Raw genomic sequence first — 24,314 nt, 5'->3', positions numbered from 1 at the left:
CTTTCGATTACTGGTCTTCGCCAGTTTTATCCATCAGATCACTGACGGCAGCGATAAATGCGTTGCCACGCTGGGCGTAGGAACTGAATTGGTCCATCGAGGCCGCGGCGGGAGCCATGAGCACGGTATCCCCTGCTTCGGCTACTTCGGCAGCCTTGGAGACCGCACGCGTCATGACCTGGGCGCCGCTTGGAACCGAACCGTCACCGCCCTGCGCTGCCCCAGTGATGTCGATGACTTCAACCTCTGGCGCGTGGGCAGCGAGTGCTTGGCGCAAACCGGCGGTGTCGGTGCCGATGAGCAAGACCTTGGCCAGGCGCTGCGCGTGCTTGGCGATCAAGTCGCCGTATTCCACGCCCTTGGACAAGCCACCGGCAATCCAGACCACACGGGTGAATGCAGCCAACGAAGCATCGGCCGCATGCGGATTAGTGGCCTTGGAATCATTGATCCACAGGATGTCGTTCTTGCGGGCGACGGCCTGGATCCGGTGATCGCCGGAGTCGAAGTTCGCCAAACCCGCAGCGACAGCTTCTGCATTCACTCCGTACGCGCGGGTCAGCGCCGCCGCGGCAGCCGCGTTCGCGGCGGTGTGGCGCGGAACAATCTCGCCGATGTCCTTCAGGGCGATCAGTTCCACGGCACTGGTCTTGCGCTCTTCGATGAAGGCGCGGTCCACCAGCAGGCCTTCGACAACACCCACCATCGATACTGCTGGGGTATCGGTGGTGAAGCCGATAGCACGGCAGCCTTCGATGACTTCAGCGTTTTCCACCATGGTGATGGTGCGCTCATCGGCGGCGTTGAAGATCGCTGCTACCTGGGTGCGTTCGTAGATCTTGGCCTTGGCGGCCTTGTAGTTGCCGAAGCCGCCATGCCAGTCCACGTGGTCTTCGGCCAGGTTCAAGACCACCGAGGCAAGCGGAGAAATGCTATGCGTGTAGTGCAGCTGGAAGCTGGAGAGCTCGACGGCGAATACGTCATAGTCCACCGGTTCGCGTACGGCATCCAGGATCGGGGTGCCGACGTTGCCGACGGCGATGGCCTTCAGCCCATCGGCGCGCAGGATCGCCTCGGTCATGCCCACAGTGGTGGTCTTGCCGTTGGTGCCGGTAATCGCCAGCCACTGTGGTGCTGTGTGGCCGGCACGGTTCTGCACGCGCCAAGCCAGCTCGATATCGCTCCAGATCTCGATGCCCTCGGACTCGGCCTCTGCGATGACCGGATTACGGGGATTCCAGCCTGGGGAAACCATGACCAGCTGGGCCGGCTTGCCATCGACCAACGGCAGGGCTTGTACGTTCCCGTCGCCCAGCAGCACCTCATGGGCCCCGACGATCTTCAGCGTCTCGGCACGTTGCTGGTTCAGCTGGTCATCGCGGCCGTCGATGACGGTGACGATGGCACCCAGCTCGATGAGGGTGTCGGCCGCAGAGAATCCGGAGAGTCCCAGTCCGGCGACGACTACGCGCAGGCCTTTCCAATCAGCATCCCAGCTGGTTAGCGAGTCAAGAGATTTGCCAGCGTCTACGCTCACAGTGCGACAACCCATTCAGAGTAGAAGAGACCCAGGCCCGCGGCCACGAACAGGCCGGCAAGGATCCAGAATCGGATAACAACGTTTTCTTCGGACCAGCCCGAAAGCTCGAAGTGGTGCTGCAGCGGCGCCATCTTGAACACGCGCTTGCCGCCCGAGAGCTTGAAGTAGCCCACCTGGATGATCACCGACAGGGAGATGATCACGAACAGGCCGGCAATTACCACCAGCAGCAGCTGGGTGCGCGAGAGGATCGCGAAGGCAGCCACGGCGCCGCCGATGGCCAGCGATCCGGTGTCGCCCATGAAGATCTTCGCCGGCTTGGCGTTGAACCAGAGGAAGGCGATCAGCGCACCGGAGAGGGTGGCCCCCAGCAGGGCCAGGTCCTGCGGGTCGCGTACCGAGTAGCAGACGTCCAGCGAGTCCATGTTGCTGCAGGCCTGGTTCTGCTGCCAGATGCCCATCAGGGTGTAGGCGCCGAAGACCATGATCGAGGCACCGGTAGCCAGTCCGTCCAGGCCATCGGTCAAGTTCACGCCGTTGGTAGCACCGGTAACGATGAAGTTCGCCCAGAGCACGAACAGGATCATGCCCAGCATCGGGCCTGCGAAGGCCAGGTCGATGTTGGTGTCGCGCAAGAAGGAGATCGCGGTAGAGCCCGGAGTCAGGCCCTGGTCATTGGGGAACTGCAAGGCCAGCACGGCGAAGCTGATGCCGAAGAATGCCTGCAGGACAATCTTCTGCCAGGCGCGCAAGCCCAATGAGCGCTTCTTGAAGATCTTGATGAAGTCATCGAGGAATCCGACCAGCCCCATGCCGCCGAAGAGCATCAGGACCAGCATTCCGCTGGCGGTAATTCCCGAAGAAGTGCGTCCCATGAGCGAAAGGATGCCATGGGTGGCGAAGTACGCCACGAACACGGCCAGGACGAAGACCACTCCGCCCATGGTCGGGGTGCCGGACTTGATGGCGTGCGAGTTCGGCCCATCGTCGCGCACGACCTGGCCGTATTGCTTCTTGGTGAGCAGGCGGATGTACAGCGGCATGGCCACCATGGTCAGCACGAGGGCAATGCCGGCCCCCAGAATCAATGCGATCATGCGTTGTCGCCTTCCTTCGCGAATGCTGCAATGTCGTCGCCGAGGAAGCGTAGACCGGCCCCGTTAGAGGACTTGAACAAGGCGATGTCGCCTGGCTGAAGCTGCTCTTGCAGCAGCGCGCGAGCCTCATCTACGTCTTCAACGTAGAAGGCCTCGTCGCCCCAGCTGCCTTCGAGCACAGCGGAGTTGTAGGCGGGCTTTGCGCCACGGCCTACCACTACAAGTTTCTTGATGTTCATGCGAACTGCCATGCGGCCCAGCAGGTCGTGCTGGTGGATGCTGTCATCGCCCAGTTCCAGCATTTCGCCCAGGACTGCCCAGGTGCGTCGGCCCGGTGCGCCGTCGGCGCCCAGGCCCAATTCGGCCAGGGTCACCAGCGCAGCGCGCATTGATTCAGGGTTCGCGTTGTACGCGTCGTTGATGATGCTCACGCCGTCAGCGCGCTCGATGCGCTCCATGCGCCAGCGGCTGCCGGCAGCGCGGCCTTCCAGGCCTGCGGCGATCACTTCCGGGGCGATATCCAGGGCCAGTGCAGCGTTGGCCGCGGCGAGGATATTCGAGACGTGATGGCGTCCCAGAAGGCCCGAGGTGATGCGCTTGCTGTAGCCGCCAGGGAATTCAAGAGTCAGTTCTGGCTGCCCGTGGGAATTCACAACAACGTCGGTGGCCCAGACCCCAGCGTTTTCCGGCTTGTTCTTTCCGGTGCCGAAGAAGCGCACGGCTCCCCCGGAACGCAAGTCCATGCGTGCCACGCGGGGGTCTTCAGCATTCAAGATGGCCGTGCCATCGGCTGGCAGGGCTTCAACGAGTTCGCCCTTGGCCTTCTCGATGTTCTCCACCCCGCCGAATTCGCCGGCATGGGCGGTACCGACGCACAACACGACACCGACCTGCGGGTGCACCAAATCTGTCAGGTACGTCAGGTGGCCAATGCCGGTGGCCCCCATCTCGATGACAAAGTACTTGGTCTCTTCGGTGGCGCTGAATACCGTCAGCGGGACGCCGACTTCGCCATTGTATGAGCCGATTGGCGACACGGTCGGCGCCACTTGCGACAGAATACCGGCGAGCAGGTCCTTGGTGGTGGTCTTGCCGGCCGAACCGGTGATTCCCACGACCTTGGCGTCGTTCTTTTCCTTGAGAAGGGCAACGATGTGCGCGGCAATTTTGCCCATCGCTTCTACCGCGTCTTCAATGATGATCGCCGGGTGTTCCCTGCGGTCTTCATCGTGGGTAATGCGTTCGGCTAGGGCCAGCACTGCGCCGGCGGCGCGTGCACGGTCGATAAAGGCGTGCCCGTCGGAGAATTCTCCGGGCTTGGCGACGAATAAGGCACCCGGGACGACTTCGCGGGAGTCAGTGGTCACGGAAGTGATCACCGTGTCGGAGGCGGCTGTAGCAGTCGCTTTTCCGCCGGTGATTTCCAGCAGGTCGGTCAGAGACAGTTCAATCATGGCAATAAGGACTTTACACTTGAGCGGTGGCGATAGTGGACTTGTACGTTCTAGGAATTGGTCACAAATCCATGAAGATTCAGTGCTTTCGCTAGTTCCACTCGATCATCCAGTTCCACGTCAATTCCCGCGACGTCTTGGCTGACTTCATGTCCCCGCCCGGCCACGAGAATCGCGTCGTTGGCTTCGGCCAAACTCACAGCGAACTCTACGGCTTTGGCGCGTGGCGCGATGTTGTGAAGCTGCACCTGCGGACGCTCGGAATCGAGAACTTGCTGTGCTCCGGCGGCAACCTGGGCGCGGATCGGAGCCGGGTCTTCGCTGTGCGGGTCGTCGTCGGTCACAATGACGATATCCGCGTGGCGGGCTGCCACCGCTCCCATATCCGGGCGCTTGGTCTTATCGCGCTCTCCGGTGGCGCCGAAGACGACGATCCGGCGTCCCTGCTCCCCCGGACGGACGGAATCCAAAGCCTTTGCCAGCGCATCCGAATTATGGGCGAAATCGACTACGGCTACCGGAGATTCGGCTACGACCTGCATCCGCCCTGGAACGGCGACCGACAGCGGATCCTTGGAGTCCAAGGCCTGCTGCAGGGCTTCGAGGTCCGCACCGCCGGCCAGCACCATCAAGGCCGCCAGTGCTCCGTTGGCGACGTTGAACATGCCTGGAAGCAGGGTCCGGGTCCGCAGCTGGCGTCCATCCCGGTGCACCAGGGTGAAACTGTGGCCCAATCCGCAGTGCGCCAGTTCGGCAACCCTCCAGTGCGCCGAAGGGTGTTCGCCGTCGAGGCTCAGGGTCTCGGTAGGCACCAGGGCGCGCTCGGCCAGGCGCTGGCCGTATTCATCGTCTACCATGACCACTGCGCGCTCGGAGCGTTCCGCGGTGAATAGTTCGGCCTTGGTTTCGAAGTACTCGTCCATCGTGCCGTGCAGGTCCAAGTGGTCCTGGGTCAGGTTGGTGTAACCGGAAACGGCAAAGCGCAGGGCATCAACGCGGCCATAGCTCAGCGAGTGGCTGGATACCTCCATGGCCACCGACGTGACTTCCTGCTGCGCCATTCGCGAGAGCACGCCGTGCAGCTGGGTGGACTCCGGGGTGGTCAGCACGCTGGGGATGATCTGCCCGCGGGCGGACATCTCAATCGTGCCGATCAGGCCGGTTTCTTCACCCAGCGCATCCAGGATCGCGCGGATCATGAAGGTTGTGGTGGTCTTGCCGTTGGTGCCGGTGACAGCGAACAGCTTCGGGCTGCGCTGGTCGGTTCCGTAGACGCTCTGCGCGATCACGGCTGCGGATTTGCGTACATCTGCAACGACGGCCACCGGGATCGAGAGGTCATCGTTGAGGAATTCGAGTCCTGCAGTATCGGTGATCAGTGCGACAGCACCGTTGCCGATGGCGGTTTCCACGAATTCGGCACCGTGGCGCTTGGCGCCGGAAATACCCAGGAAGACGTCACCGCTCTGTACGATCTGCGGGTTGAGGCTGACGCCGAGGATTTGCGGAGCGGCATTGAGCAGCGCTCCAGTTCGCACCGCGCCAGCTGTGCCGCAGAGCTGGTCGAAGCCAAGACCGGCGATGCTCTCTGGGCGTAGGTACCGTTCTAGCTCACGCGGAGTGTCGGGGTTCTGGACTACCAAGATTTCTTCTGATCCTCACCTACAAAGACGTCATACGCCTCTGACTTTGTCGTGCTCGGTGGCACATTGAATGTGTTGAGAGTATGGCTCATAACATCGGTAAACGTGTCAGCTACCGAGAAGTCTTTCCAGTTGCCCTTTGGCCTGTACATGGTTGCCACGACGACGAACTGCGGATCTTCCAAGGGAGCGACACCTGCAAAGGAATAAGTATATCCGTCATAGCCCTTGGCGCTTGCCGCCTGGCCTGTACCGGTCTTGCCGCCCACGCGGTACCCGGGAATGCGCTCCTTGTAGCCGGTACCGTCGTCAACGACCGATTCCATGAGCTTGAGCATTTCGTCAGCGGTGCTTTTCTTGACCACGCGCTTCTTTTCCGGTGCGGGGATCTTGGTGATGGTACCGTCTTCGTTGCGGTAGCCCTCAATCAGGCTTGGCGAAAGGCGAACGCCGCCGTTGGCCAAGGACTGGAAAATTGAAGCGGTGTGCAGCACGGTCTGCGAATAGCCCTGGCCGAACATGGTGGTGTACTGCTGGCGGCGGTCCCAATTATCGGGATGCGCCAATTGGCCAGCGCTAGCGCCATTCAAGCCGACGCGGATGGGCGAACCCAATCCGAAGGCACGCATGTAGTCGTAACGGGTCTGCTTGCTCATGGTATTTCCGACCATCACGGTGCCGGTGTTGTAGGAACGAGCGAAGATGCCCGAGACCGTCATGTCGTACGTTGGGTGTTCCAACGAGTCATTGATGGTTTCCTTGGTGAACGTCTTCTTATTCGGCACACGCATCTCGGTCAGCGGATCCACTCCGCCCTGGTCGATGGCCGCCGCGAAGATCGCGGCCTTGCCGGTGGAACCTGGCTCGAAAGCACGGGTGATGGAGGTGGAGCGGCGGAACTCCGGCTTGGTAGCGCCTGGATCATTCGGGTCCAATTCAGCGGAGTCGCCGATGGCGAGGATCTTGCCGGTATCCGCTTTCATGACGACCACGGAAACCCACTCAGCGTTGAACTGAGCTTGCTTCTTTTCTGCTGCACGCTGGGCAACGTAGTTGATGTCCGAGTCGATGGTCAGGATGACGTCCTGGCCATCGACTGCAGGGGTTTCTTCGACCTCGGTGACGGGAATGCGCACGCCATCGGCGCTGATCTCGAACTTGCGGCTGCCGGCCGTACCGGCCAGGTGTTCCTCCTGGCTCAGTTCCAGGCCTTCGGCTCCCACCACGGCTGTTTGGTCTTCGGAGTTGCGCACGAACCCCAGCAGTGGTCCTGCAATTACGCCTTGCGGGTACTGGCGTTCGCTGCGCAGCAATGAGGCAAGTCGCGGAATACCGATTTCGAGGACTTCGTTGCGTACTTCCGGGGTCACGCTCTTGGCGAGCATGACGTACCCTTTGGGCTTGGCATCGCCCTGCGGGCGAACCTTCGTGGCAAGTTCCTCACGGTCCTGGTCAAGGGAATCGGCTAGTTCGTCAATGGCTTGGTCCCACGTGATGCGTTCCTGGCCATTGGTTCCATCCCGCTTCGCACGGCGAATGTTCTCACCCTGCTCGCGCTGGTCGATGACCAGATCATAGCGGTCTACTGAGACGGCGAGGGTGGTGCCATTGCGGTCTTCGATGGATCCTCGATTTGGCGCAATGTTTTCAACGCGTTCGCGGTTTTCCTGTGCAGCATTGGCAATGGTTGCCGAGTTGATGCCCTGGACCCAGACCAGCCGGCCCAGGATCACCAGCAGCAAAACCACGGAGAGGAGCAGCACAAAGCGCATTCGCTTTTTCGCAGTGTCGATTGCCGTCGAGCTCACAAAAGAACCTAACTTTCCCTCAGCGTGGTTTTCCAGCAGCGTAGGCCACCTGTATCTAGCTTAGAAAGGGCTAACTACTCTGCTGGGGATTTGATGCTTGGTGCAGGGATCGTGCCCCCGTTAAGCTCAGCGTCATTGAACACTGGGCGGCCATCACTGGCAACTTCACGTTCAGCTTTCTCCGGCTTCACCTCTGGTTCCTTGGAACCTTCAGTGGCACCGGACTCCTTCTGTGAATCTGCTGAGGCTTTACCCACAGTGGTCTTCGGCGTGTTTGATGCGTTGGCTTCAGTTTTGCTTTCACCCTTGCGGATGCTGTCGCCCGGCAGCGGAATAGTTCCGTATTCCTGCTTGCTGTTCTTTGCCTTGACCGCCTTCTCAGCGTCTTGGGCAACCTTGCCCTCAGACAGGCTGATCAGCCCTGGAGCACCTGGCGAAACCAAACCGAGGTCCTTTGCCTTGGCGGCCAGTGCCTGTGGCGCCGCCAACGACTGGGCCTCCTTCAGCAGTGCCTGATTCTCTTGGGAAAGCGCACGCTCTTGCGAACGCAAGTTCACGATGTCGTACTGCCGCTGAGCTACAGAAGTATTGAGCAGCACCAGCGTAACGATCACGCTGAATGCCAAGACAACGAGCACCGCAGACATGGTGAACATGGAGCGCTTGCTGGTTTCGTTCATCTTAGGAACCAACGAAAGAGTTACGCGCTGACGCGAATCGCCTTTAGGCAGGTTGCTAGCTGGGACGGGCTCGGGTCGCATTGCACGCGCAGTATTACCGTCGACAACAGGCTGGTTGTTCACGGCTGCGGTCTTCTGCACGCGGCGCTGGGCTCGTTGGCTCATGCTAGCTCCTCTTCAACACTCGTTCCACAGCTCGCAAGCGGGCTGAGGCTGCACGTGAATTTTCTGCTATTTCGTGGTCGCTTGGCTTCTCGGTGCCCTTGGTGAGCACCTTGTATTCAGCTTTGTGTTCGTCCAGCTCCACCGGGAATCCCGGAGGGGCCGACGAGGTAGATCCATGGACGAAGTGCCGCTTGGTGATTTTGTCTTCCAAGGAGTGGTAACTCATCACGACGACTCTTCCGCCGACGTTCAAAGCTCCCATTGCCGCCGGGATCGCACGTTCCAAGACGTCAAGTTCCTCATTCACTGCAATACGCAATGCTTGGAAGGTCCTCTTGGCCGGGTGTCCGTGGTTTCGAGCTGCCGCCGCGGGCACAACGCTGCGGATCACTTCAACTAGTTCAGCAGTGGTAGTGATGCGGCTCTTGGCGCGTGCCTCGACGATTGCCGTCGAGATGCGTCCAGCAAACTTCTCTTCGCCCCACTGTCGAATAATTCGAAGCAGTTCGTCGCGTTCCAAGTCGTTGACCAGGTCCTCGGCAGTTGGGCCAACAGAGGTGTCCATGCGCATGTCCAGCGGTGCATCATACGAATAGGCGAAACCCCGTTCACGCTCATCGAGCTGCAGCGAGGAAACGCCAAGGTCGAACAGAACGCCGTCGACCCCCGGGAACCCCAGATCTTCTACGACATCCGCAATTTCGTCATACACCGCGTGCACGAGGTCGATGCGGTCCTGGAACGGGGCGAGCCGTGCACCGGCAAGTTCGTGAGCCTGCTCGTCACGGTCTAGACCGATCAGGTGCAAATTGTCGAACCGCTTGAGGATGGCTTCGGAGTGCCCACCCATCCCGAGGGTGCAGTCAACCACAATTGCCCGACGGCCTTCAGCATTGGCTCGCTCAATACCTGGAGCTAGCAAATTAACGCATCGGTCCAGAAGTACTGGAACGTGGCGTTCGGATGCTGGTCGCTGGGAATCCTGATTTGGCACTGCGCCCCCTTTCGCTTTCGATCTGCTGTTGAGATCAGATCCCCCTCCAACCAAGTGGCGATCCAACCTTCTGGCTCCGGGGAAGTGAAGCCAGACGATTTTCTACCCCAAGGTGGCTGGAGATCTCATCTCAACAAACGTGGTGTTTTGTCGGTGTAGGGCACAAGGCCCTAATCTTCGTCAGTATCGGAGAACACGTCTTCTTGTTCATCCAAGTACTGCTGCCATGCGGTCGAATCCCAGATTTCAATACGGTTACCCGCACCGATAACTGTGACCTCCCGATCAAGGCCTCCATAAGTGCGCAGCACTTGCGGAATCGTTACGCGCCCCTGCTTATCTGGAACTTCATCCGAGGCCCCTGAGAGGAACACACGCGCATAGTCGCGTGCTCGTCGGGAGGTCAAGGATGCCTGCGCCAGCTGCTCGTGCTGCTTCTCAAATTCCCGCTGGCTGAAAACGTATATGCAACGCTCTTGGCCGCGAGTGAGAACCAGCCCATAGGACAGCTCATCTCGATATTTAGCTGGAAGAATCAACCGACCTTTTTCATCAAGACGCGGTGTGTAAGTTCCAAGGAACATGCACACCACCTTTCCCGTGAAGTGGCCAGAAGCCCCATTCTCCTCTACTTGCCTCCACTTTACTCCACTACCCTCCACTGTCAATGCAATTTCAGTGGTTTCGCGAGGGTCTGGACTTAAAAAACACCTGAATCTAGCGGATGCTCAGCCTATGTTCAGGTGGAGGGATGGGAATCGTCCCGCTGCATGATCCAGTATTTTTCAGAGATTCCACACGCAAAATCCGCGGAATATAGCTATTTTTAGGCGCGGTGGTGGGAAGTGGAGGAACCTGGGGAGGGAAGTGGGGGCCTGCCTGACCGGCGAGGTGGACGTGAACCTTGGAATCTGCAGAGAATTCAAGATCACTTGCAAAGTCGCGCGGCCCTCAGATAGGCGCACCGAATATCCAGGACATCCAACTTCCCGAATTGAACGAAACCCATGCGCCCCGGCATGAGGTGCACGGTGACCGTAGGGACGTGAGAAGCGGGGCTTAAACAAGAAAAGAGGTGCAACCCTAGGGGTCACACCTCAATATCAATGCAGATCAGCTATCGGACTGATCACGCTTTCGCTGGTTCCATTTTTCTTCCAGGCCGGAAAGGAACTGCGAATTGTTCTTGGCTGCAGATTTTGATCCCGTTCCGTTGGACGGACCAATTTTTCCAGTAGCCGATTTAGTCAGGGCAAGCAGTACACCCGCGAACATCACCGCAAATCCGAGAACGCCTACGATGATGATGTGCTGCGAGATTCCAAAGATGAGTCCCGCTAGGCCGACGATTACCAGCAAGATACCCAGAGCAATATTTCGGGTCGACAAACGTCCCGTGCCCGATGGGCCTTTCATGCTCGAAGCGAAGCGACGGTCTTCATGCAGCTGCTTTTCCAACTGCTCCAACAAACGCTGCTCGTGTTCCGATAGCGGCATCGTCTTCTCCTTCCAAAGGCAATCTCGACGGTCGTCCACCGTCTTCAAGTTCAACGTCGGGTCGAAGGGAAAAGTTCCCTGGATTCGATCGAACTTAATTCAAGGATAGTCTCTTTTGCACCCGCCCTGCTAGTTGATCTTCCCCACTGTCCAGATATCCATACGTTCTACACAGAATGTGTTTATTCCTTGGGGCGCAGAAAACGTGCTGGGGTCACGATGGACTGCGGGAATCTCTGTCCGATCTGGTCAGCGATGCGTTCCGCTTCTCGGGCTTTCTCTTCGCGGGGGTCCAAGCTAAATTGCAGACCCAACTCGTAATCTTGCAACCGTTCAGCTTTCACCCCGATCAGCCGGACCGGTTGCGGCATAGGGGTCAATTTTCGCAGAAGGGCCAGCGCGGACTCGCTAATTTTCGTTGAAGAATCTGTCGCAGCTGCGAGCGCCTTCGAACGCGTAATTCCAGAAAAGTCCTTGTACTTGATCTTGAGCCCAACACCGTTGGCTGATTTGCCGTGCCGCCGCAGCCGTTGACCGACCTTATGGCTCAGCCGCAAAAGTTCGCCCTCAAGCACCTGGGGATCGGTGATATCCACCGCAAAGGTATGTTCCGATGAAATGCTCTTCTCATCCCGGTTAACCTCCACCGGACGGTTATCGATCCCCCGCGAGAGCAAATAAAGGGCGCGGCCGTGTTCCCCCAACCGGCTAATCAATCTTGCTTCTGGCTCGCCAGCGAGTTGCCCCACGGTCTCAATCCCCAAGGAGTGAAGCTGACTAGCGGTTCGTTTTCCCACGCCCCACATTTTCGACACGGGTAATTCGTGCAGGAATTCTTCGGTTCGCTCGGGTGCAACTACCGCCATGCCGTCAGGCTTGGCGTACGTCGAAGCGAGTTTCGCAACGAATTTATTCCTTGCAATGCCCACGCTGGCCGGCAGTCCCATTTCTTTGCGTATATATTCGCGGATCTGCTGAGCGATCTGCACTGGCCCGCCAAGCATGCGCATGCTTCCAGTAACGTCTAGGAACGCTTCGTCGACACTGACTTGCTCAACCAGAGGCGTCAATGTGCGGAAGTACGCCATGATCTGGGCCGAGGCTTGCGAGTACTTGTGATGGCTCGGCTCGATCACGGTAGCTTGTGGTAGCAGCGGGATGGCTTGGCTCATCGGCATCGCCGAATGGATCCCGCGAGCTCGGCAGTCATAAGACGCAGAGAGCACCACGCTCCGGCCTGAACGGTGGCCTACAATAACTGGCTTGCCTACTAGGTCGGGGCGGTCCCGGAGTTCCACTGAAACAAAGAAGGCGTCCATATCGACATGGAGGATTGCACGATCCACCATTTCAATTCCTCTCCCCTCGTTCGGCTGCACCACCAGCTTACTCGAATGTATATTCGGATTCCGTTTGCACCCCGTGTACTTTGGGTGCCTTCTTCGCCGGGCGGGAATCACCGGTAGAGTTGTTGCTAACCACTAGTTGTTTACCCGTAGAAATGATTTTGCATGTCGATGCCTGATTCTGTGCCGGACCTCAACACTGAAGCCCAGAGCTTGAGCCGTACCTACACTTCTGACGTTGCTCAGTTATTGGAAGAATTCCTGGCTGCGAAAAGCGTTGAAGTTGGTCAGATTACTAGCAGCGCCGTCGAAATCGTCAATGCGATCACGTCACTGACTCGTGGCGGCAAGCGGCTTCGCGCCCTGTTCGCTTTCTGGGGTTACCTCGGTGCAGGTGGTCGGCCCGACGAACGCGACATCGTCCAACTCGGGGTGGCCTTGGAACTCTTCCAAGGAGCCGCGCTGATTCATGACGACATCATCGACAATTCCGATACACGACGCGGTCAGCCGAGCGTTCACAAGCGCTTCGAGGCCCAGCACCGAGAACTTGGGCTTGCGGGGAGCGCAGCGAGCTACGGCATGGCCAGCGCAATCCTTACCGGCGACCTATGCCTGTCGTTGAGCGAGGAAGTTTTCTCAGGTATTGCTTCCCTCAACGCTCGGGCGCGTACCATCTTCAATCAGATGCGCACCCAGGTGATGGCCGGGCAGTATCTTGATGTTCTAGAAGAGTCTGCGGGCCCCGCCTACGATCCGAAGGAAGCGGTCAAGCGAGCTCGCACTATCGTGCGCTTCAAGTCAGCCAAATACTCCACTGAAAACCCTTTCTTGCTTGGCGGCGCGTTGGCCGGCGCCAGCGAGGCTCTTATGGAGCGCTACTCCGCATTCGCGCTTCCGCTGGGTGAGGCATTCCAGCTACGTGACGATGTTCTGGGCGTGTTTGGCGATCCAGCAGTCACAGGGAAGCCGACCGGCGGCGATTTGCAAGAAGGCAAGCGCACGGAATTGATTGCCCACGCCCTCTTGCTATCAACTTCTGACGAACAGGACTTCATTCAGAGTCGCCTCGGCGCAGTGGATCTCAGCGAAGAAGAAGTGTTGAGACTAAGCGGTATTCTGCGCGATAGCGGCGCCCTGGCGGCCACCGAGCAGAGCATTAGTGAGTTGACCACCCAATCAGATCTCGCCCTGAACGCATTGCACGTCACGCCCCTCGCCTTAGCGGGAATGCAGCAGCTCAGTGATGCAGTGACAAAGAGAAGTAAATAGCGATTCGTTACTAAGACATAACGAAAGGTCTCAACCATCCATGCGATATGGAATACGGTTGAGACCTTTTGTTATTACTAAGGCTAGTTCGTCCGGGCCATTACCAGCCCATGGCCTGCGCCCGCCGACGGATTTCAGTTTTACGTCCGGTGCGCAGAGCATTCATTGGAGTGCCGGGCAGCGATTCATCCTCGGTGAACAGCCAAATAACCGATTCCTCATCGGAGAAGCCGGCATCCAAGAGTACCGAAAGAGTGCCCTTCAGGCTTTCCACCACTACTCCGTCTTGGAGAAAATCTGCAGGGATCGAACGGACATTGCGAGCGCCAATTCTCAACGAAACAATGGCACGCTCATCCAGCAGTCGGTGCACGCGGCGAATATCTACATCTAATTCTTCAGCCACATCGGGCAGGGTCAGCCACTGGCCGACGAGATCTACGGTTTCCTTCACTCCTTAAGGTTCCCACAAATTCCTGATCCGCGCAGAAATTTGGATGAAACTCACCTCAGCAGTTCCCATGAGTCACAGGAGTAGTGTAAATTTTCTTGTATCACTTTGATAACAATTGCATCACAGTCAACATGGGGAACCACTTCCCCTCTGTTACCTGCGGAGCAAAGCCCGTTATTTTCACCGTATAAATGAGGATTGACTCCATGCCCCACGAATCCAAACATGCTTCCAAGCATGCGTTAGGCGTTGTAGCAGGCGCGGCCATTCCCGCTGCGGTCATTGGCAGCCTCGCCTTAGCTCCCGCAGCGCAGGCAGCACCGATGACTGTTCCCAACACCTCAGGAAGCTTTGCCAAGTCGGTAACTCCGGAGACCCTCAAGGTCGCTGAAGACCAGATCAAGGCCCACCTGATCGCTTCGCGAGTATCTACGCTGGGATTGCCAGCTAAACGAGATGTTTCCGAAATCAAGATCCCGGCAGGTGCGTCCCTATGGAGCATCGCTCGGGAATATGACACAACCGTGTCAGAGCTGAAGAAGCTCAATAATCTTAAGAATGATTCAATCGTCGCCGGCAAGACACTCAAGGTCTCCGGTCATGCTTTGAAGAACAGCTCCAAGGGCAAGTCTTCGAGCTCGTCATCTTCAAGTACCGCCACTTACACCGTCAAGAACGGTGACACCCTCAGCGGCATTGCGAGCAAGCACGACATGAGCTTGTCTGATCTGTTGAAGAAGAATGACATCTCTGCAAGCAAGGTAATCTTCCCCGGCAATAAGCTGAAGGTCAAGGGTTCGGCGTCGAGCTCCAGCAATACGACGCAGACGAAGAAAACTTCTTCTTCGTCGGGTTCTTCAACCTACACTGTGAAGAACGGTGACACCCTCGGAAGCATCGCCATCAAGCACAATATGAGCTTGTCTTCGCTCCTTAGCAAGAACGATATCTCGGCCAGCAAGGTGATCTTCCCTGGCGACAAGATCAAGGTCAAGGGTTCTTCGTCCTCTGGCTCTTCGTCGAAGTCCTCCCAGAAGAAGTCCTCCTCCTCCTCCTCCGGTTCTTCAAGCTACACCGTCAAGTCCGGTGACACGCTCAGCGGCATTGCGGCCAAGCACGGCATGAGCTTGTCCGATCTGTTGAAGACCAATGACATCTCTGCCAGCAAGCCGATCTTCCCAGGCAGCAAGATCAAGGTCTCGGGTGGCACGTCGTCTTCGAGTTCCTCGCCGAAGAGCACTGCTGCGCCCAAGGCCAAGGCCAAGACGTCGACCTACTCCGTGAAGTCCGGCGATACTCTCAGTGGCATCGCGACCAGCCACGACATGAAGCTGGCCACCTTGCTGGACTTGAACCCCGAGTACAGCTCGAGCACGCCATTGAAGATCGGCGCCAAGCTGAAGGTTTCGGGCTCCTCGGTTGCACCGTCGGGTCAGGTCAAGAAGCAGAAGATCGGCAATAGCTTCGCTGGTCGTACCTACGCAGATCACGTTGTGCGAGATGCTAACTCGAACAAGGACTACCTTGACTCGATCAGCGTCCCGAGCCGCGGCGAGATGCAGGACCTCATCCGTTCCACTGCAAAGAGCATGGGCGTCGACCCGGCTCTGGCGTTGGCTCACGCGTACCAGGAGTCTGGCTTCAACATGCGTGCGGTCTCCCCTGCTAACGCCGTTGGCGCCATGCAGGTACTGCCAAGCACCGGTGACTGGATCGCATCGGTCATTGGCCAGGACCTGAACGTCCTGAACCCACGGGATAACGTTGTCGCTGGTGTCGCAGTAATTGCCTACAATTTGGACAACACCGACAACCTGGACAACGCAATCGCATCGTACTACCAGGGTCTGGCCGGTGTTCGTAACAACGGCATGTACGAAGACACCAAGCATTATGTAGCCAGCATCAAGGCTCACATGAAGAATTACCGCTAAATAGCCAAAAGGAGAGGCGCTTCCAACACGGTGTGTTGGAAGCGCCTCTTTTTTGTTGCAGCTGATCAGGCTGCTTCTAGCCTGTACGGTGGTCAAGATCCAATGGCATGTCGATTACCACCTTGGTCCCGCCCTTCTCGCTCTGTACCCAACGGATTTCACCCGATAGTTCGCTGGTAACCAGAGTGCGGACGATTTGCAGCCCAAGTCCCTCGCGGCGTGGCTCTTCTGGCAACCCGTGGCCGTCATCTTCAATGACAACCCGTAGCCAATCCTTGCTATCGGCACCCTTGTAGCGTTCGGCAACCAGCGCGACTTCACCGTTGCGATGCGCTAGTCCATGTTCCACGGCATTAGTCACCAGCTCATTGATCACCAGTGACAACGGTGTCGCCAAATCAGCGTCAAGCATGCCGAATTCGCCTTCACGACGCGTGGATACCCTTTGCTCCGGAGAAGCGATTTCCACGATCAGACGGAACTGGCGATCCATCAGATCATCAAATTTGACGGTTTCGTTCAGGCCCTTGGACAGGAAGTCGTGGACCGAAGCGATAGTGGAGACTCGTCGCATTGCCTGCTCCAGGCCCTGCTTGCCGTCCTCTGAGCTCATCCTGCGCGATTGCATGCGCAACAGCGCCGCGACAGTCTGCAAGTTGTTCTTCACGCGATGATGGATTTCACGGATCGTAGCGTCCTTGGTGACCAGTTCTTTTTCGCGACGGCGCAGTTCGGACACATCGCGGCACAGCACCAGTGCGCCCCAGCGCTTTGATTCGTTGCGCAGCGGAATGGCACGCAGGGAGAGGGTGACTCCGCGATGTTCCACCTCGGTACGCCATGGCATCTTGCCCTGGAGCACCAGCGGAAGAGTTTCGTCGACTACACGACGGTCGCTGACCAGTGCCATCGTCAGATCAGCCAGTGGCTGGCCCTGGAGGACATCAGCTGCGCCTAATCGGCGGAAAGCTGAAACAGCGTTCGGGCTGGCGAATTCGACGGCTCCATCAACGTTGAGCCGGATGAAACCATCACCGACGCGCGGCGCGCCACGGCGGGAGCCGGTAGGGCTGGCGAAGTCCGGCCACAGCCCTTGGGTACCCATCTGCAACAGGTCATCAGCGCTTTGCCGGTAGACCAATTCCAGATTGCTGGGTGTGCGGGACTGGTTCGGATCGAAGTGGGAAGTGATGACCGCAACCGGTTGGTTCTGGCGCACTAGCGGAATCGCCTGCACCGTGGTCAACCCCATGATGATATCTTTGCCGGCTTGTTCGGCCGAGCGTTGTACTTGCTTGGTTTCCCAAGCGCGGTCCACCATGATGCGCAGATCCTTGCGGATCCGTTCTCCCACGAAGTCGCTATGGAAGGCGGTATGCGAGGTGGAAGGGCGCACGTGTGCCAAAGCCGTATAGGAACCGTCCCCGGTGGGGAACCAGAGCACCAGGTCTGCGAATGCTAGATCCGAGACCAGTTGCCAGTCCCCCACCAGGAGGTGGAGCCAATCCTCATCACCGGGCGCTAGTGCAGCACGTTGACGTAATTCTTCGGTGATGAGGGCCATTGGCGGTATTTACCTTCGGACGATGGAACGCAAGAGGCGAAGTGCCACGGAAAGTGAAGCCATGTCGTCTCGTTCCAGGCTGTTCACTTCCGCGAACATAGTCTTCGCACGATCAAGGTTAGCCGCGTTTGCCTCTTCCCATGCAGCAACACGCTCTGCCGGGTCAGCAATATCGCCGTGGGCATCCAGGATGTTGCCGGTCAGGTCGATGATCGTGGTGTACAGGTCATCGCGCATTGCGGCACGAGCCAGCGCCTGCCAACGATCCGAGCGAGGAAGGTTGGTGATGCGATTCAGCAGGCTGTCCACATCGAACAAGTCGTAGAGCACGTAGTAGGTTTCTGCGACCTTGACCGGAGCGGTCCCGGTGCGGTGCACATATTCTGCCACGTCCAGCAGCGCGTAGGATTCGAACTGAGTCGCCCACATGCTGGCACGACGCTCCGGGATCCCCTGGTCCATGGCCTCTTCACGCCACTCCTGGAATCTCTGGAGGTCAGTGCCCCGAACCAAGGTTGGCAGGGCCTCACGCAGTTCGGTAACCGTCGCTTCGTAGCGTTTGACCGCTTCGGTGACCAGCAGTTCCTGATCGACGCGGTTGATGAACCAGCGGGTGGCACGGTCCAGCAGGCGGCGCATGTCGTGGTGCTGGCGGCCCCAGTGTTCCAGATCGGTTCCGGCAGGCTGTGCATTGATCGCATCGAACTGGCGGTCGAACCCGTAGATCTCACGCAGCGCGCAGAAGACCTTGGCAATCTGGACTTCGCTGGCACTGGTCTCTTCCATGGCACGGAAGACGTAGGTGATGCCGCCCATGTTCACGATGTCGTTGGCGATCACGGTCGCGATGATTTCGCGGCGCAACGGATGGCTTTCGAGCTGATCCCCGAAACGCTCTACCAACTTGGTTGGGAAGTAGCGGCGCAGGGTCCGGGTGAAGTACGGATCATCGGCGAGATCGGATTCGGTCAGCGCGTTCGCCAGCTGGATCTTCGCGTATGCGGCCAGCACCGAGAGCTCTGGGGTGGTCATCGCCTCGCCAGCGGCGCGGCGCTCTTCCAGCTGATCCGCGTTTGGCAAGAACTCCAAGCCACGGTTCAAGTCAGCATGGGCTTCCAGCCACTGCATCAGGCGCTCGTACGCTGGTGTCCAGGTCAGTGCCGCATGCTTCTCATTGAGCAGCAACACGTTCTGTTCGAAGTTGGTCGTCAGCACCAGATCACCGATGTTATCGGTCATCGAGAGCAGGAACTCCGTGCGTTCAGCCTCGGTGAGATTGCCCGCCTTGATCTGGCGGTCCACGAAAATCTTGATGTTCACTTCGCGGTCAGAAGTGTCCACGCCAGCAGAGTTGTCAATGGCATCGGTGTTCAGCAGGACGCCCTTGCGGGCTGCCTCAATACGGCCCAGCTGGGTCATGCCCAAGTTGCCGCCTTCGCCAACAACTTTCACGCGCAGATCTGCACCGTCGACGCGGATGGCGTCGTTGGCTCGGTCGCCGACCTGGCCGTGGGTTTCAGCCGCTGACTTCACGTAGGTACCAATACCGCCGTTGTAGAGCAGGTCCACTGGCGCTGAGAGGATGGCCTTGAGCAGTTCGTTAGGGCTCAACTTGGTGGTGCCGGCGTCCAAGCCCAGGACCTCGCGGACCTCGGCGCTAACCGGCACGGACTTGAGGCTGCGCGAGTACACGCCGCCTCCGGCCGAGAGCAGCTCCTTGTTGTAGTCTGCCCAGCTGGAGCGTGGCAGATCATACAGGCGCTGGCGCTCGTCAAAGGCGACCTGGGGATCCGGGTTCGGATCCAGGAAGATATCACGGTGGTCGAAGGCCGCCACCAGCTTCACGGTGGGGGTACGGCGCAAACCGTTGCCGAACACGTCTCCGGACATATCGCCCACGCCGACGGCGGTGAATTCGTCCTTCTGGGTGTCGATGCCCAACTCGAAGAAGTGGCGCTTCACCGATTCCCAGGCGCCGCGTGCGGTGATGCCCATGCCCTTGTGGTCGTAGCCCACCGAGCCGCCCGAAGCAAAGGCATCGCCCAGCCAGTGGCCCTTGTCGGCCGAGATCGAGTTGGCGATATCGGAGAAGCTCGCGGTGCCCTTGTCGGCAGCGACCACCAGGTAGGAATCATCGCCATCGCGACGAACCACGTTGGCAGGGGCTTCGATGTGCTCACCGTTTTCGTCGGTAACCATGTTGTCGGTCAGCTCCAGCAGGGTGCGGATGAAGACCTTGTACGCGCCCTTGCCTTCTTCCATCCATGCACCGCGGTCGAGAGCTGGATTGGGAAGCTGCTTGGCGTAGAAACCGCCCTTGGCACCAGTTGGCACGATGACGGAGTTCTTGACCATCTGGGCCTTGACCAGACCCAGCACTTCCGTACGGAAATCTTCTCGGCGATCGGACCAGCGCAGGCCACCGCGGGCCACGGCGCCGAAGCGGAAGTGGGTACCCTCAACACGCGGCGAGTAGACCCACAGTTCGTGCTTCGGACGCGGGAATGGCGCGAAATCGATCTCTTCCGGGGCCAGCTTGAATGCCAGTGCCTGGTGGGTGGTGAAGTAGTTGGTGCGTTTGGTCGCTTCGATCACCTTCACGAAACGGCGCAGCAAGGTGTCGGCATCCAACGTTGGCACGGATTCCAGCGCTTCGGCGACCTTTGCGTGCGCCTTCTGCCGAGCAGCTTCCGAATCCACGGAGCTCAGCTGCGGGTCGAAGGTGGCCTGGAACAGCTCCACAATGGCGTGGGTGACTGACGGGTTGCCAACCAGGGTGCTGGCGATGAAGCCAGTGGAGTTCGGAACCCCGAGCTGCAGCAGGTAGTGGGCGTAGGCACGAAGCATCGAGACTTCCTCCCACGTGAGTCCCTCGTGCAGCACCAGTGCGTTAAGGCTGTCGGATTCGGCGAGGTTGCGGACCACTGCGCAGTAGGCCTCAGCCAGCTTGGCTTCCACGGCCTGGAAGTTGATCTCCTCATCGATCTTCAGGCCCATGTCGTAGATGTAGCGTTCGCCGATTCCTTCTGGATTCAGCTCGTAGGGGCGTTCATCGACGACTTCCAGACCCAGATGCTGCAGAACTGGCAGTATGCGCGAGAGCAGCAGCGGCTTGGTCACATAGATCTTCATGCGCTTGGAAACAGCAGAATCCTCATCCTGCTTCTCGTCATCGTAGAAGGAGACAACCGGGCCATCGACTTCTGGACTGCTCAACTCGGTGAGCAGGTCAATATCCTTCAGCGCATCTTCGATTTCGAACTGCACCTTGTAGGAAGCCGGGAAAGCTTCGGCCCAAGCATTGGACAGCGTGTTGGCATCGCCCAGTTCCAGGCGCGCGCGGGCGGTGTCAACGATGGCGTCAGACCAGGAGCGCACGGCCTTGGCAATACGATTCTCCAGTGCCTTGCGGTCAACCACGGGGGCCAGTCCGTGGCGTTGCAGGCGCAGCCGGTAGAACAAGCGAACGAGCGCGCCCGCACCCAGCTGCGCTTCATATTCAACGGATTCTGCGTTGAAGCTGCGCTGCAGCTCCTGCTCCACCCGCAGGCGCACTGCGGTGGAGAAACGATCACGTGGCAGGAACACCATGGCAGTGACGAAGCGGCCGTAGTCGTCCTTGCGAAGGAAGACCGAGGTGCGGCGGCGTTCCTGCAGGCGCAGGATACCGAGGGCAATCTTGGTCAACTCATCGACGGAGATCTGGAACATCTCATCGCGTGGGTAGCTTTCCAGAATAGTGGTGATGTCCTTGCCCGAGTGGGAATCAGGCGCGAAGCCGGTGCGCTTCAGCACCGCTTCAACCTTTTCGCGTACCAGCGGGACGGTCTTCACGCTCGAGGTGTAAACACTGGAGGAGAAGAGGCCGATGAAACGGCGTTCGCCGTTGACTTCGCCATTGGCATCGAAGCTCTTGACTCCGACATAGTCCAGGTACACGCCACGGTGAACGGTGGAACGGGAGTTCGCCTTGGTCACGATCAGCGCTCGCTTGTCGCGAGCGGTGATGCGGCCGCGCTTGGTCAGGTGCTGTGGACCTTGGTCCGCCAGATCGCGCATCAGTCCCAAGCCGCTGCCTGGGCGGGCGACCAGGACGTCTTCGCCGTTGATGGTTTCCAGCGAGTAGTCGCGGTAGCCCAGGAACGTGAACTTTCCGTCAGCTAACCAGTCCAGCAGCTCCGATGCCTGCTGCACCTCGGCGATTTCCTCAGCCTTCGGAGTCTGCGGAAGGCTCTGCGCAATATCCTTGGCCCGGTCCAGCATGGCCGGCCAGTCCTTCACTGCAACACGCACATCTGCCAGAACGCTATAGAGGCGCTCAACAAATTCCTTGGCCTGCTCATCGCTGAGCTCGCGAGCGAGCTCGACTGAAATCCACGATTCGATGCGGGTTTCTGCACCGGCCGAAATCAGGGTGCTCAAATCCGAGAGCGCAGCGGTGTCACCGCTGGCAACATGCTGCAGACCAGCATGGCTGATCTTTGAAATTTCGCCGGTCTCGGTCTTGCGGGAGACAACGAACGTCGGATGCACTACCAGCTGAATTGGTGAATTCAGCTGCACTAGTGCGGCAGTTACCGAATCAACAAGGAATGGCATGTCATCGGTGACGATGTGGACCACTGAAATTCCGTTGTTGCGGGTAATGGCGACATTAGCGTTTTCAGCATCACGCTGATACCCGATTTCCAGATGTGCTGCCACGCGAGCTTCGAGTTCGTCTGGCCGGTAGGCCGCCACGTCTTCGGTCGCAATTTGGCCATAGTACTCGCTCACCAATTTCGAGGTGAGTGTCTCATCCATGAATGATTCTGACATGCTGGATTCCGACGAGTTCAAAAGAACGCCTCCAAGAACAAAGTTCGATCAACCCGCGCCTTTGCGGATCTCTAGTTTTACCCACATTACTCGGTTTTCACCTCTGGGGTTCAAGCTTCGGAGCGAAATCGACGACTATTCCATTTCTTGGGTGAATCCGTGGAATTTATGCCGGCCAAAGACCGTATTTCCATACGCAATAGGCACCGAGGTGCGATTTCGAGCAATGGGCTTCCTCCCAGCACTGCCGCGTTGCACGCGGCGTTGTCCTCGGGCAGATACCCTGCGATTTGGTGCGTCGGCCCAAACCGGTCCCACGCTTCAATCAACCTGCGCTTCGGGCTGCGCCCGGTACTGCTGGCTCCCACGCGGTTGAAGACGATTTTCGGATTCAGCCCGGGCAGTGCATCCTCCAATTCGTCGATGGCGCGAAGTGCACGCGGAATTCCCAAGCTGTCGGCACGCACGATCATGAAAAGCTCATCGGAGCACTGGAGCATCTCGACGGTGACAGCGTTTCGCTGTGGTGCTTGGGTATCGAAACTGAGCTGTTCGTCCAATTCAATGTACGGAGCCAAATCCAATACGACCAGGTCGTAGTGAACTTTGAGCAGCATGGCCGCTCGCCGCAGCGCCGAGGCCCGGACCTCGGGCCACCGGCTAGCACGCGGGATTCCGGTCGCCACGCGCATGGTCGCCTCCCCGACCTGGACCAAGGAACATGCAGCGTTGAGTCGGGCAACATCCAACGAGCCGGCGTCGATGGCACGGCACAACTGCGCGATGGATGCCGATTCGTCCATGAGCCCCAATTGAATGGCGATGCTGGCGGCGTAGGTATCTGCGTCCAGAAGCACCACGGTTTTTCCTGCTGCCGCCGTTTCCACCGCATAATTCAGCGCGACGGTACTGCGCCCGGGAGATCCAGGGGCGCTCCAGAAGCTGACGATCCTTCCGTTCCGGCCCGTAGAGTCGTCCTCCGGTTCGGGAACCGCGAGCGTTCCGTCGGTTCCAGAATGATTCAATGACTGAACTACGCCCCTGATGCGTCCTTCCAGCTCGGCCATGCCGGAATCCGCAGGCAGATGAAGCACATCAGGCAATGGCTTCCAGTCTTCGGGCCGGTCAAAGAACAGGACAACCGCTGTCTGGCGCATCAGCAACGCATCAAGTTGTTCCATGGGCGGCACCAGCTGGGCGTCGGCAACGATCAGCACATCAGCCATTCCGGTATCGCAAGCGGCAATGGCTTCGGCTATGCCGGAGCAGACGCGGGTGACCATCAGTTCCCCGCGGTACCCTTCGATTTGCCGGACGATTTTCTCCTGGTCTCCGAGCACTACGACCGAAATACTCATTGTTCGGTCCCGGCCGGGTTGTAGACGACGATAATTCTCGATTCGTTGGCCAGCGCTTGAAGCAGCGGTTCAAGCTGATTCGGTTCCAACAGCAGTTCCAGGTTGGTGCCTTGGGTTCCCACCAGTCCCCCGCCGCTTTCAACGCGTGCGGCGACTTCGACCATGGAGGAGAGCTTTTCCGGGACTCCGTAGGTGCTGCCGCTGGTTTCGCGTTTGGCAATCCATACGTCAACGAAGCTACCGGGGGTAATCGACGAAGAAAGGTCTGCCGGAAGATCGACATTGACCGGCCTGCGCGATCCCACTTCACTGTGCATTATCGAGGTGACTGGAATCAGCTGCCCTTCGCTGATAAAGGTGTTCGCTCGGGCGTCCTGGCCGAGCTGCGCATCTGTGTGCAGGTAGTTCTCGAGAGTTTCGCCAAGCTGGACTTCTTGAGTTTTCATGTTCTCGCTGGTCAGCTTTTCTCCGAGGGTGATATTGGTGCTGGCGACATACACCGTGGACGTCTGATGCAATTCGCCGACCAGGTACACGGTTCCCGCGACCGAAGCGACTACGAGCACCGCGCCGAGAGCCAGGCGTGGGTCCTTCCAACTAGGCCGTCGCACACGCGAGGCCGAGGTTGTCCGCGCGTCCTGGGCGATCTGTTCTGTGATCACGGCTTTGACCTTCCGCCAGCATAGGTGC

The 24,314-nt window shown here is 58.7% G+C and carries 17 protein-coding genes; 2 read left to right on the top strand and 15 right to left on the bottom strand.

The window, feature by feature from the left end:
* Nucleotides 1–7 precede the first annotated feature (7 nt).
* The 10 genes from murD to dinB form a co-directional block, all read right to left on the bottom strand.
* A complete protein-coding gene (gene murD / locus ACP3TE_RS14370; RefSeq protein ID WP_105656802.1) occupies nt 8–1,552 on the bottom strand; it encodes a UDP-N-acetylmuramoyl-L-alanine--D-glutamate ligase in 1,545 nt (514 codons plus the stop codon).
* Nucleotides 1,534–2,637, bottom strand: a complete 1,104-nt coding sequence (gene mraY, locus ACP3TE_RS14365; protein ID WP_105656803.1) for a phospho-N-acetylmuramoyl-pentapeptide-transferase — start codon at nt 2,635–2,637, stop codon at nt 1,534–1,536. Before mraY ends, murD begins: the two co-directional genes overlap by 19 nt.
* On the bottom strand, nt 2,634–4,091 hold the full coding sequence (locus tag ACP3TE_RS14360; protein ID WP_426734008.1) for a UDP-N-acetylmuramoyl-tripeptide--D-alanyl-D-alanine ligase: 1,458 nt from the start codon (nt 4,089–4,091) through the stop codon (nt 2,634–2,636). Before ACP3TE_RS14360 ends, mraY begins: the two co-directional genes overlap by 4 nt.
* A gap of 50 nt (nt 4,092–4,141) precedes the next feature.
* Nucleotides 4,142–5,734, bottom strand: a complete 1,593-nt coding sequence (locus tag ACP3TE_RS14355; RefSeq protein WP_426734006.1) for a UDP-N-acetylmuramoyl-L-alanyl-D-glutamate--2,6-diaminopimelate ligase — start codon at nt 5,732–5,734, stop codon at nt 4,142–4,144.
* Entirely contained in the window at nt 5,728–7,542 is a 1,815-nt protein-coding gene (locus tag ACP3TE_RS14350) for a penicillin-binding protein 2 (protein ID WP_332485975.1), read from the bottom strand. Before ACP3TE_RS14350 ends, ACP3TE_RS14355 begins: the two co-directional genes overlap by 7 nt.
* Nucleotides 7,543–7,616: 74 nt before the next feature.
* On the bottom strand, nt 7,617–8,387 hold the full coding sequence (locus ACP3TE_RS14345; RefSeq protein WP_105656806.1) for a hypothetical protein: 771 nt from the start codon (nt 8,385–8,387) through the stop codon (nt 7,617–7,619).
* Nucleotide 8,388: 1 nt separating this feature from the next.
* On the bottom strand, nt 8,389–9,381 hold the full coding sequence (gene rsmH, locus ACP3TE_RS14340; protein ID WP_181148802.1) for a 16S rRNA (cytosine(1402)-N(4))-methyltransferase RsmH: 993 nt from the start codon (nt 9,379–9,381) through the stop codon (nt 8,389–8,391).
* Nucleotides 9,382–9,551: 170 nt separating this feature from the next.
* Nucleotides 9,552–9,965, bottom strand: a complete 414-nt coding sequence (mraZ, locus tag ACP3TE_RS14335; RefSeq protein ID WP_038990697.1) for a division/cell wall cluster transcriptional repressor MraZ — start codon at nt 9,963–9,965, stop codon at nt 9,552–9,554.
* A 529-nt stretch (nt 9,966–10,494) separates the two neighbouring features.
* Nucleotides 10,495–10,878: a DUF3040 domain-containing protein gene (locus ACP3TE_RS14330; RefSeq protein WP_105656808.1), complete on the bottom strand. Its 384-nt coding sequence runs from the start codon at nt 10,876–10,878 to the stop codon at nt 10,495–10,497.
* A 182-nt stretch (nt 10,879–11,060) separates the two neighbouring features.
* Entirely contained in the window at nt 11,061–12,227 is a 1,167-nt protein-coding gene (gene dinB, locus ACP3TE_RS14325; RefSeq protein WP_426734003.1) for a DNA polymerase IV, read from the bottom strand.
* A gap of 162 nt (nt 12,228–12,389) precedes the next feature.
* Between dinB and ACP3TE_RS14320 the strand changes: the two genes are divergently transcribed.
* Entirely contained in the window at nt 12,390–13,496 is a 1,107-nt protein-coding gene (locus ACP3TE_RS14320) for a polyprenyl synthetase family protein (protein ID WP_332485974.1), read from the top strand.
* Nucleotides 13,497–13,596: 100 nt separating this feature from the next.
* Here the strand turns inward: ACP3TE_RS14320 and ACP3TE_RS14315 are convergent, their stop codons facing one another.
* Nucleotides 13,597–13,950, bottom strand: coding sequence for an Rv2175c family DNA-binding protein (locus ACP3TE_RS14315; RefSeq protein ID WP_105656811.1), 354 nt, complete (start codon nt 13,948–13,950; stop codon nt 13,597–13,599).
* 206 nt (nt 13,951–14,156) lie between these two features.
* Between ACP3TE_RS14315 and ACP3TE_RS14310 the strand changes: the two genes are divergently transcribed.
* Nucleotides 14,157–15,884 (top strand): LysM peptidoglycan-binding domain-containing protein, encoded by a 1,728-nt coding sequence (locus ACP3TE_RS14310; protein ID WP_426734001.1) that lies wholly within the window; start codon nt 14,157–14,159, stop codon nt 15,882–15,884.
* Between the two features lie 76 nt (nt 15,885–15,960).
* On the opposite strand, the gene ACP3TE_RS14305 is transcribed toward ACP3TE_RS14310, so the two are convergent.
* From ACP3TE_RS14305 to ACP3TE_RS14290, 4 genes are all read right to left on the bottom strand, one after another.
* Nucleotides 15,961–17,448 carry a sensor histidine kinase gene (locus tag ACP3TE_RS14305; RefSeq protein ID WP_105656813.1) on the bottom strand — a complete coding sequence of 496 codons (1,488 nt, stop codon included), beginning with the start codon at nt 17,446–17,448 and terminating at the stop codon, nt 15,961–15,963.
* Between the two features lie 9 nt (nt 17,449–17,457).
* Entirely contained in the window at nt 17,458–22,251 is a 4,794-nt protein-coding gene (locus ACP3TE_RS14300) for an NAD-glutamate dehydrogenase (protein WP_332730610.1), read from the bottom strand.
* A 125-nt stretch (nt 22,252–22,376) separates the two neighbouring features.
* A complete protein-coding gene (locus ACP3TE_RS14295) occupies nt 22,377–23,624 on the bottom strand; it encodes an AAA family ATPase (RefSeq protein WP_388022491.1) in 1,248 nt (415 codons plus the stop codon).
* Nucleotides 23,621–24,286 (bottom strand): hypothetical protein, encoded by a 666-nt coding sequence (locus ACP3TE_RS14290; protein WP_426733997.1) that lies wholly within the window; start codon nt 24,284–24,286, stop codon nt 23,621–23,623. The genes ACP3TE_RS14295 and ACP3TE_RS14290 overlap by 4 nt, the downstream gene beginning before the upstream one ends.
* Nucleotides 24,287–24,314 lie beyond the last annotated feature (28 nt).

Origin of the sequence: Glutamicibacter sp. 2E12 (assembly GCF_050030965.1) — a bacterium.
In the GTDB taxonomy this organism is placed as follows: domain Bacteria; phylum Actinomycetota; class Actinomycetes; order Actinomycetales; family Micrococcaceae; genus Glutamicibacter.
This window is presented reverse-complemented; position numbering and strand designations above follow the sequence as displayed.

Excerpts from the sequence above, each read along its gene's own strand:
- murD (WP_105656802.1), bottom strand. The coding sequence starts at position 1,552 with ATGGGTTGTCGCACTGTGAGCGTAGACGCTGGCAAATCTCTTGACTCG.
- mraY (WP_105656803.1), bottom strand. The coding sequence starts at position 2,637 with ATGATCGCATTGATTCTGGGGGCCGGCATTGCCCTCGTGCTGACCATG.
- ACP3TE_RS14360 (WP_426734008.1), bottom strand. The coding sequence starts at position 4,091 with ATGATTGAACTGTCTCTGACCGACCTGCTGGAAATCACCGGCGGAAAA.
- ACP3TE_RS14345 (WP_105656806.1), bottom strand. The coding sequence starts at position 8,387 with ATGAGCCAACGAGCCCAGCGCCGCGTGCAGAAGACCGCAGCCGTGAAC.
- mraZ (WP_038990697.1), bottom strand. The coding sequence starts at position 9,965 with ATGTTCCTTGGAACTTACACACCGCGTCTTGATGAAAAAGGTCGGTTG.
- ACP3TE_RS14330 (WP_105656808.1), bottom strand. The coding sequence starts at position 10,878 with ATGCCGCTATCGGAACACGAGCAGCGTTTGTTGGAGCAGTTGGAAAAG.
- dinB (WP_426734003.1), bottom strand. The coding sequence starts at position 12,227 with ATGGTGGATCGTGCAATCCTCCATGTCGATATGGACGCCTTCTTTGTT.
- ACP3TE_RS14320 (WP_332485974.1), top strand. The coding sequence starts at position 12,390 with ATGTCGATGCCTGATTCTGTGCCGGACCTCAACACTGAAGCCCAGAGC.
- ACP3TE_RS14310 (WP_426734001.1), top strand. The coding sequence starts at position 14,157 with ATGCCCCACGAATCCAAACATGCTTCCAAGCATGCGTTAGGCGTTGTA.
- ACP3TE_RS14305 (WP_105656813.1), bottom strand. The coding sequence starts at position 17,448 with ATGGCCCTCATCACCGAAGAATTACGTCAACGTGCTGCACTAGCGCCC.
- ACP3TE_RS14300 (WP_332730610.1), bottom strand. The coding sequence starts at position 22,251 with ATGGATGAGACACTCACCTCGAAATTGGTGAGCGAGTACTATGGCCAA.
- ACP3TE_RS14295 (WP_388022491.1), bottom strand. The coding sequence starts at position 23,624 with ATGAGTATTTCGGTCGTAGTGCTCGGAGACCAGGAGAAAATCGTCCGG.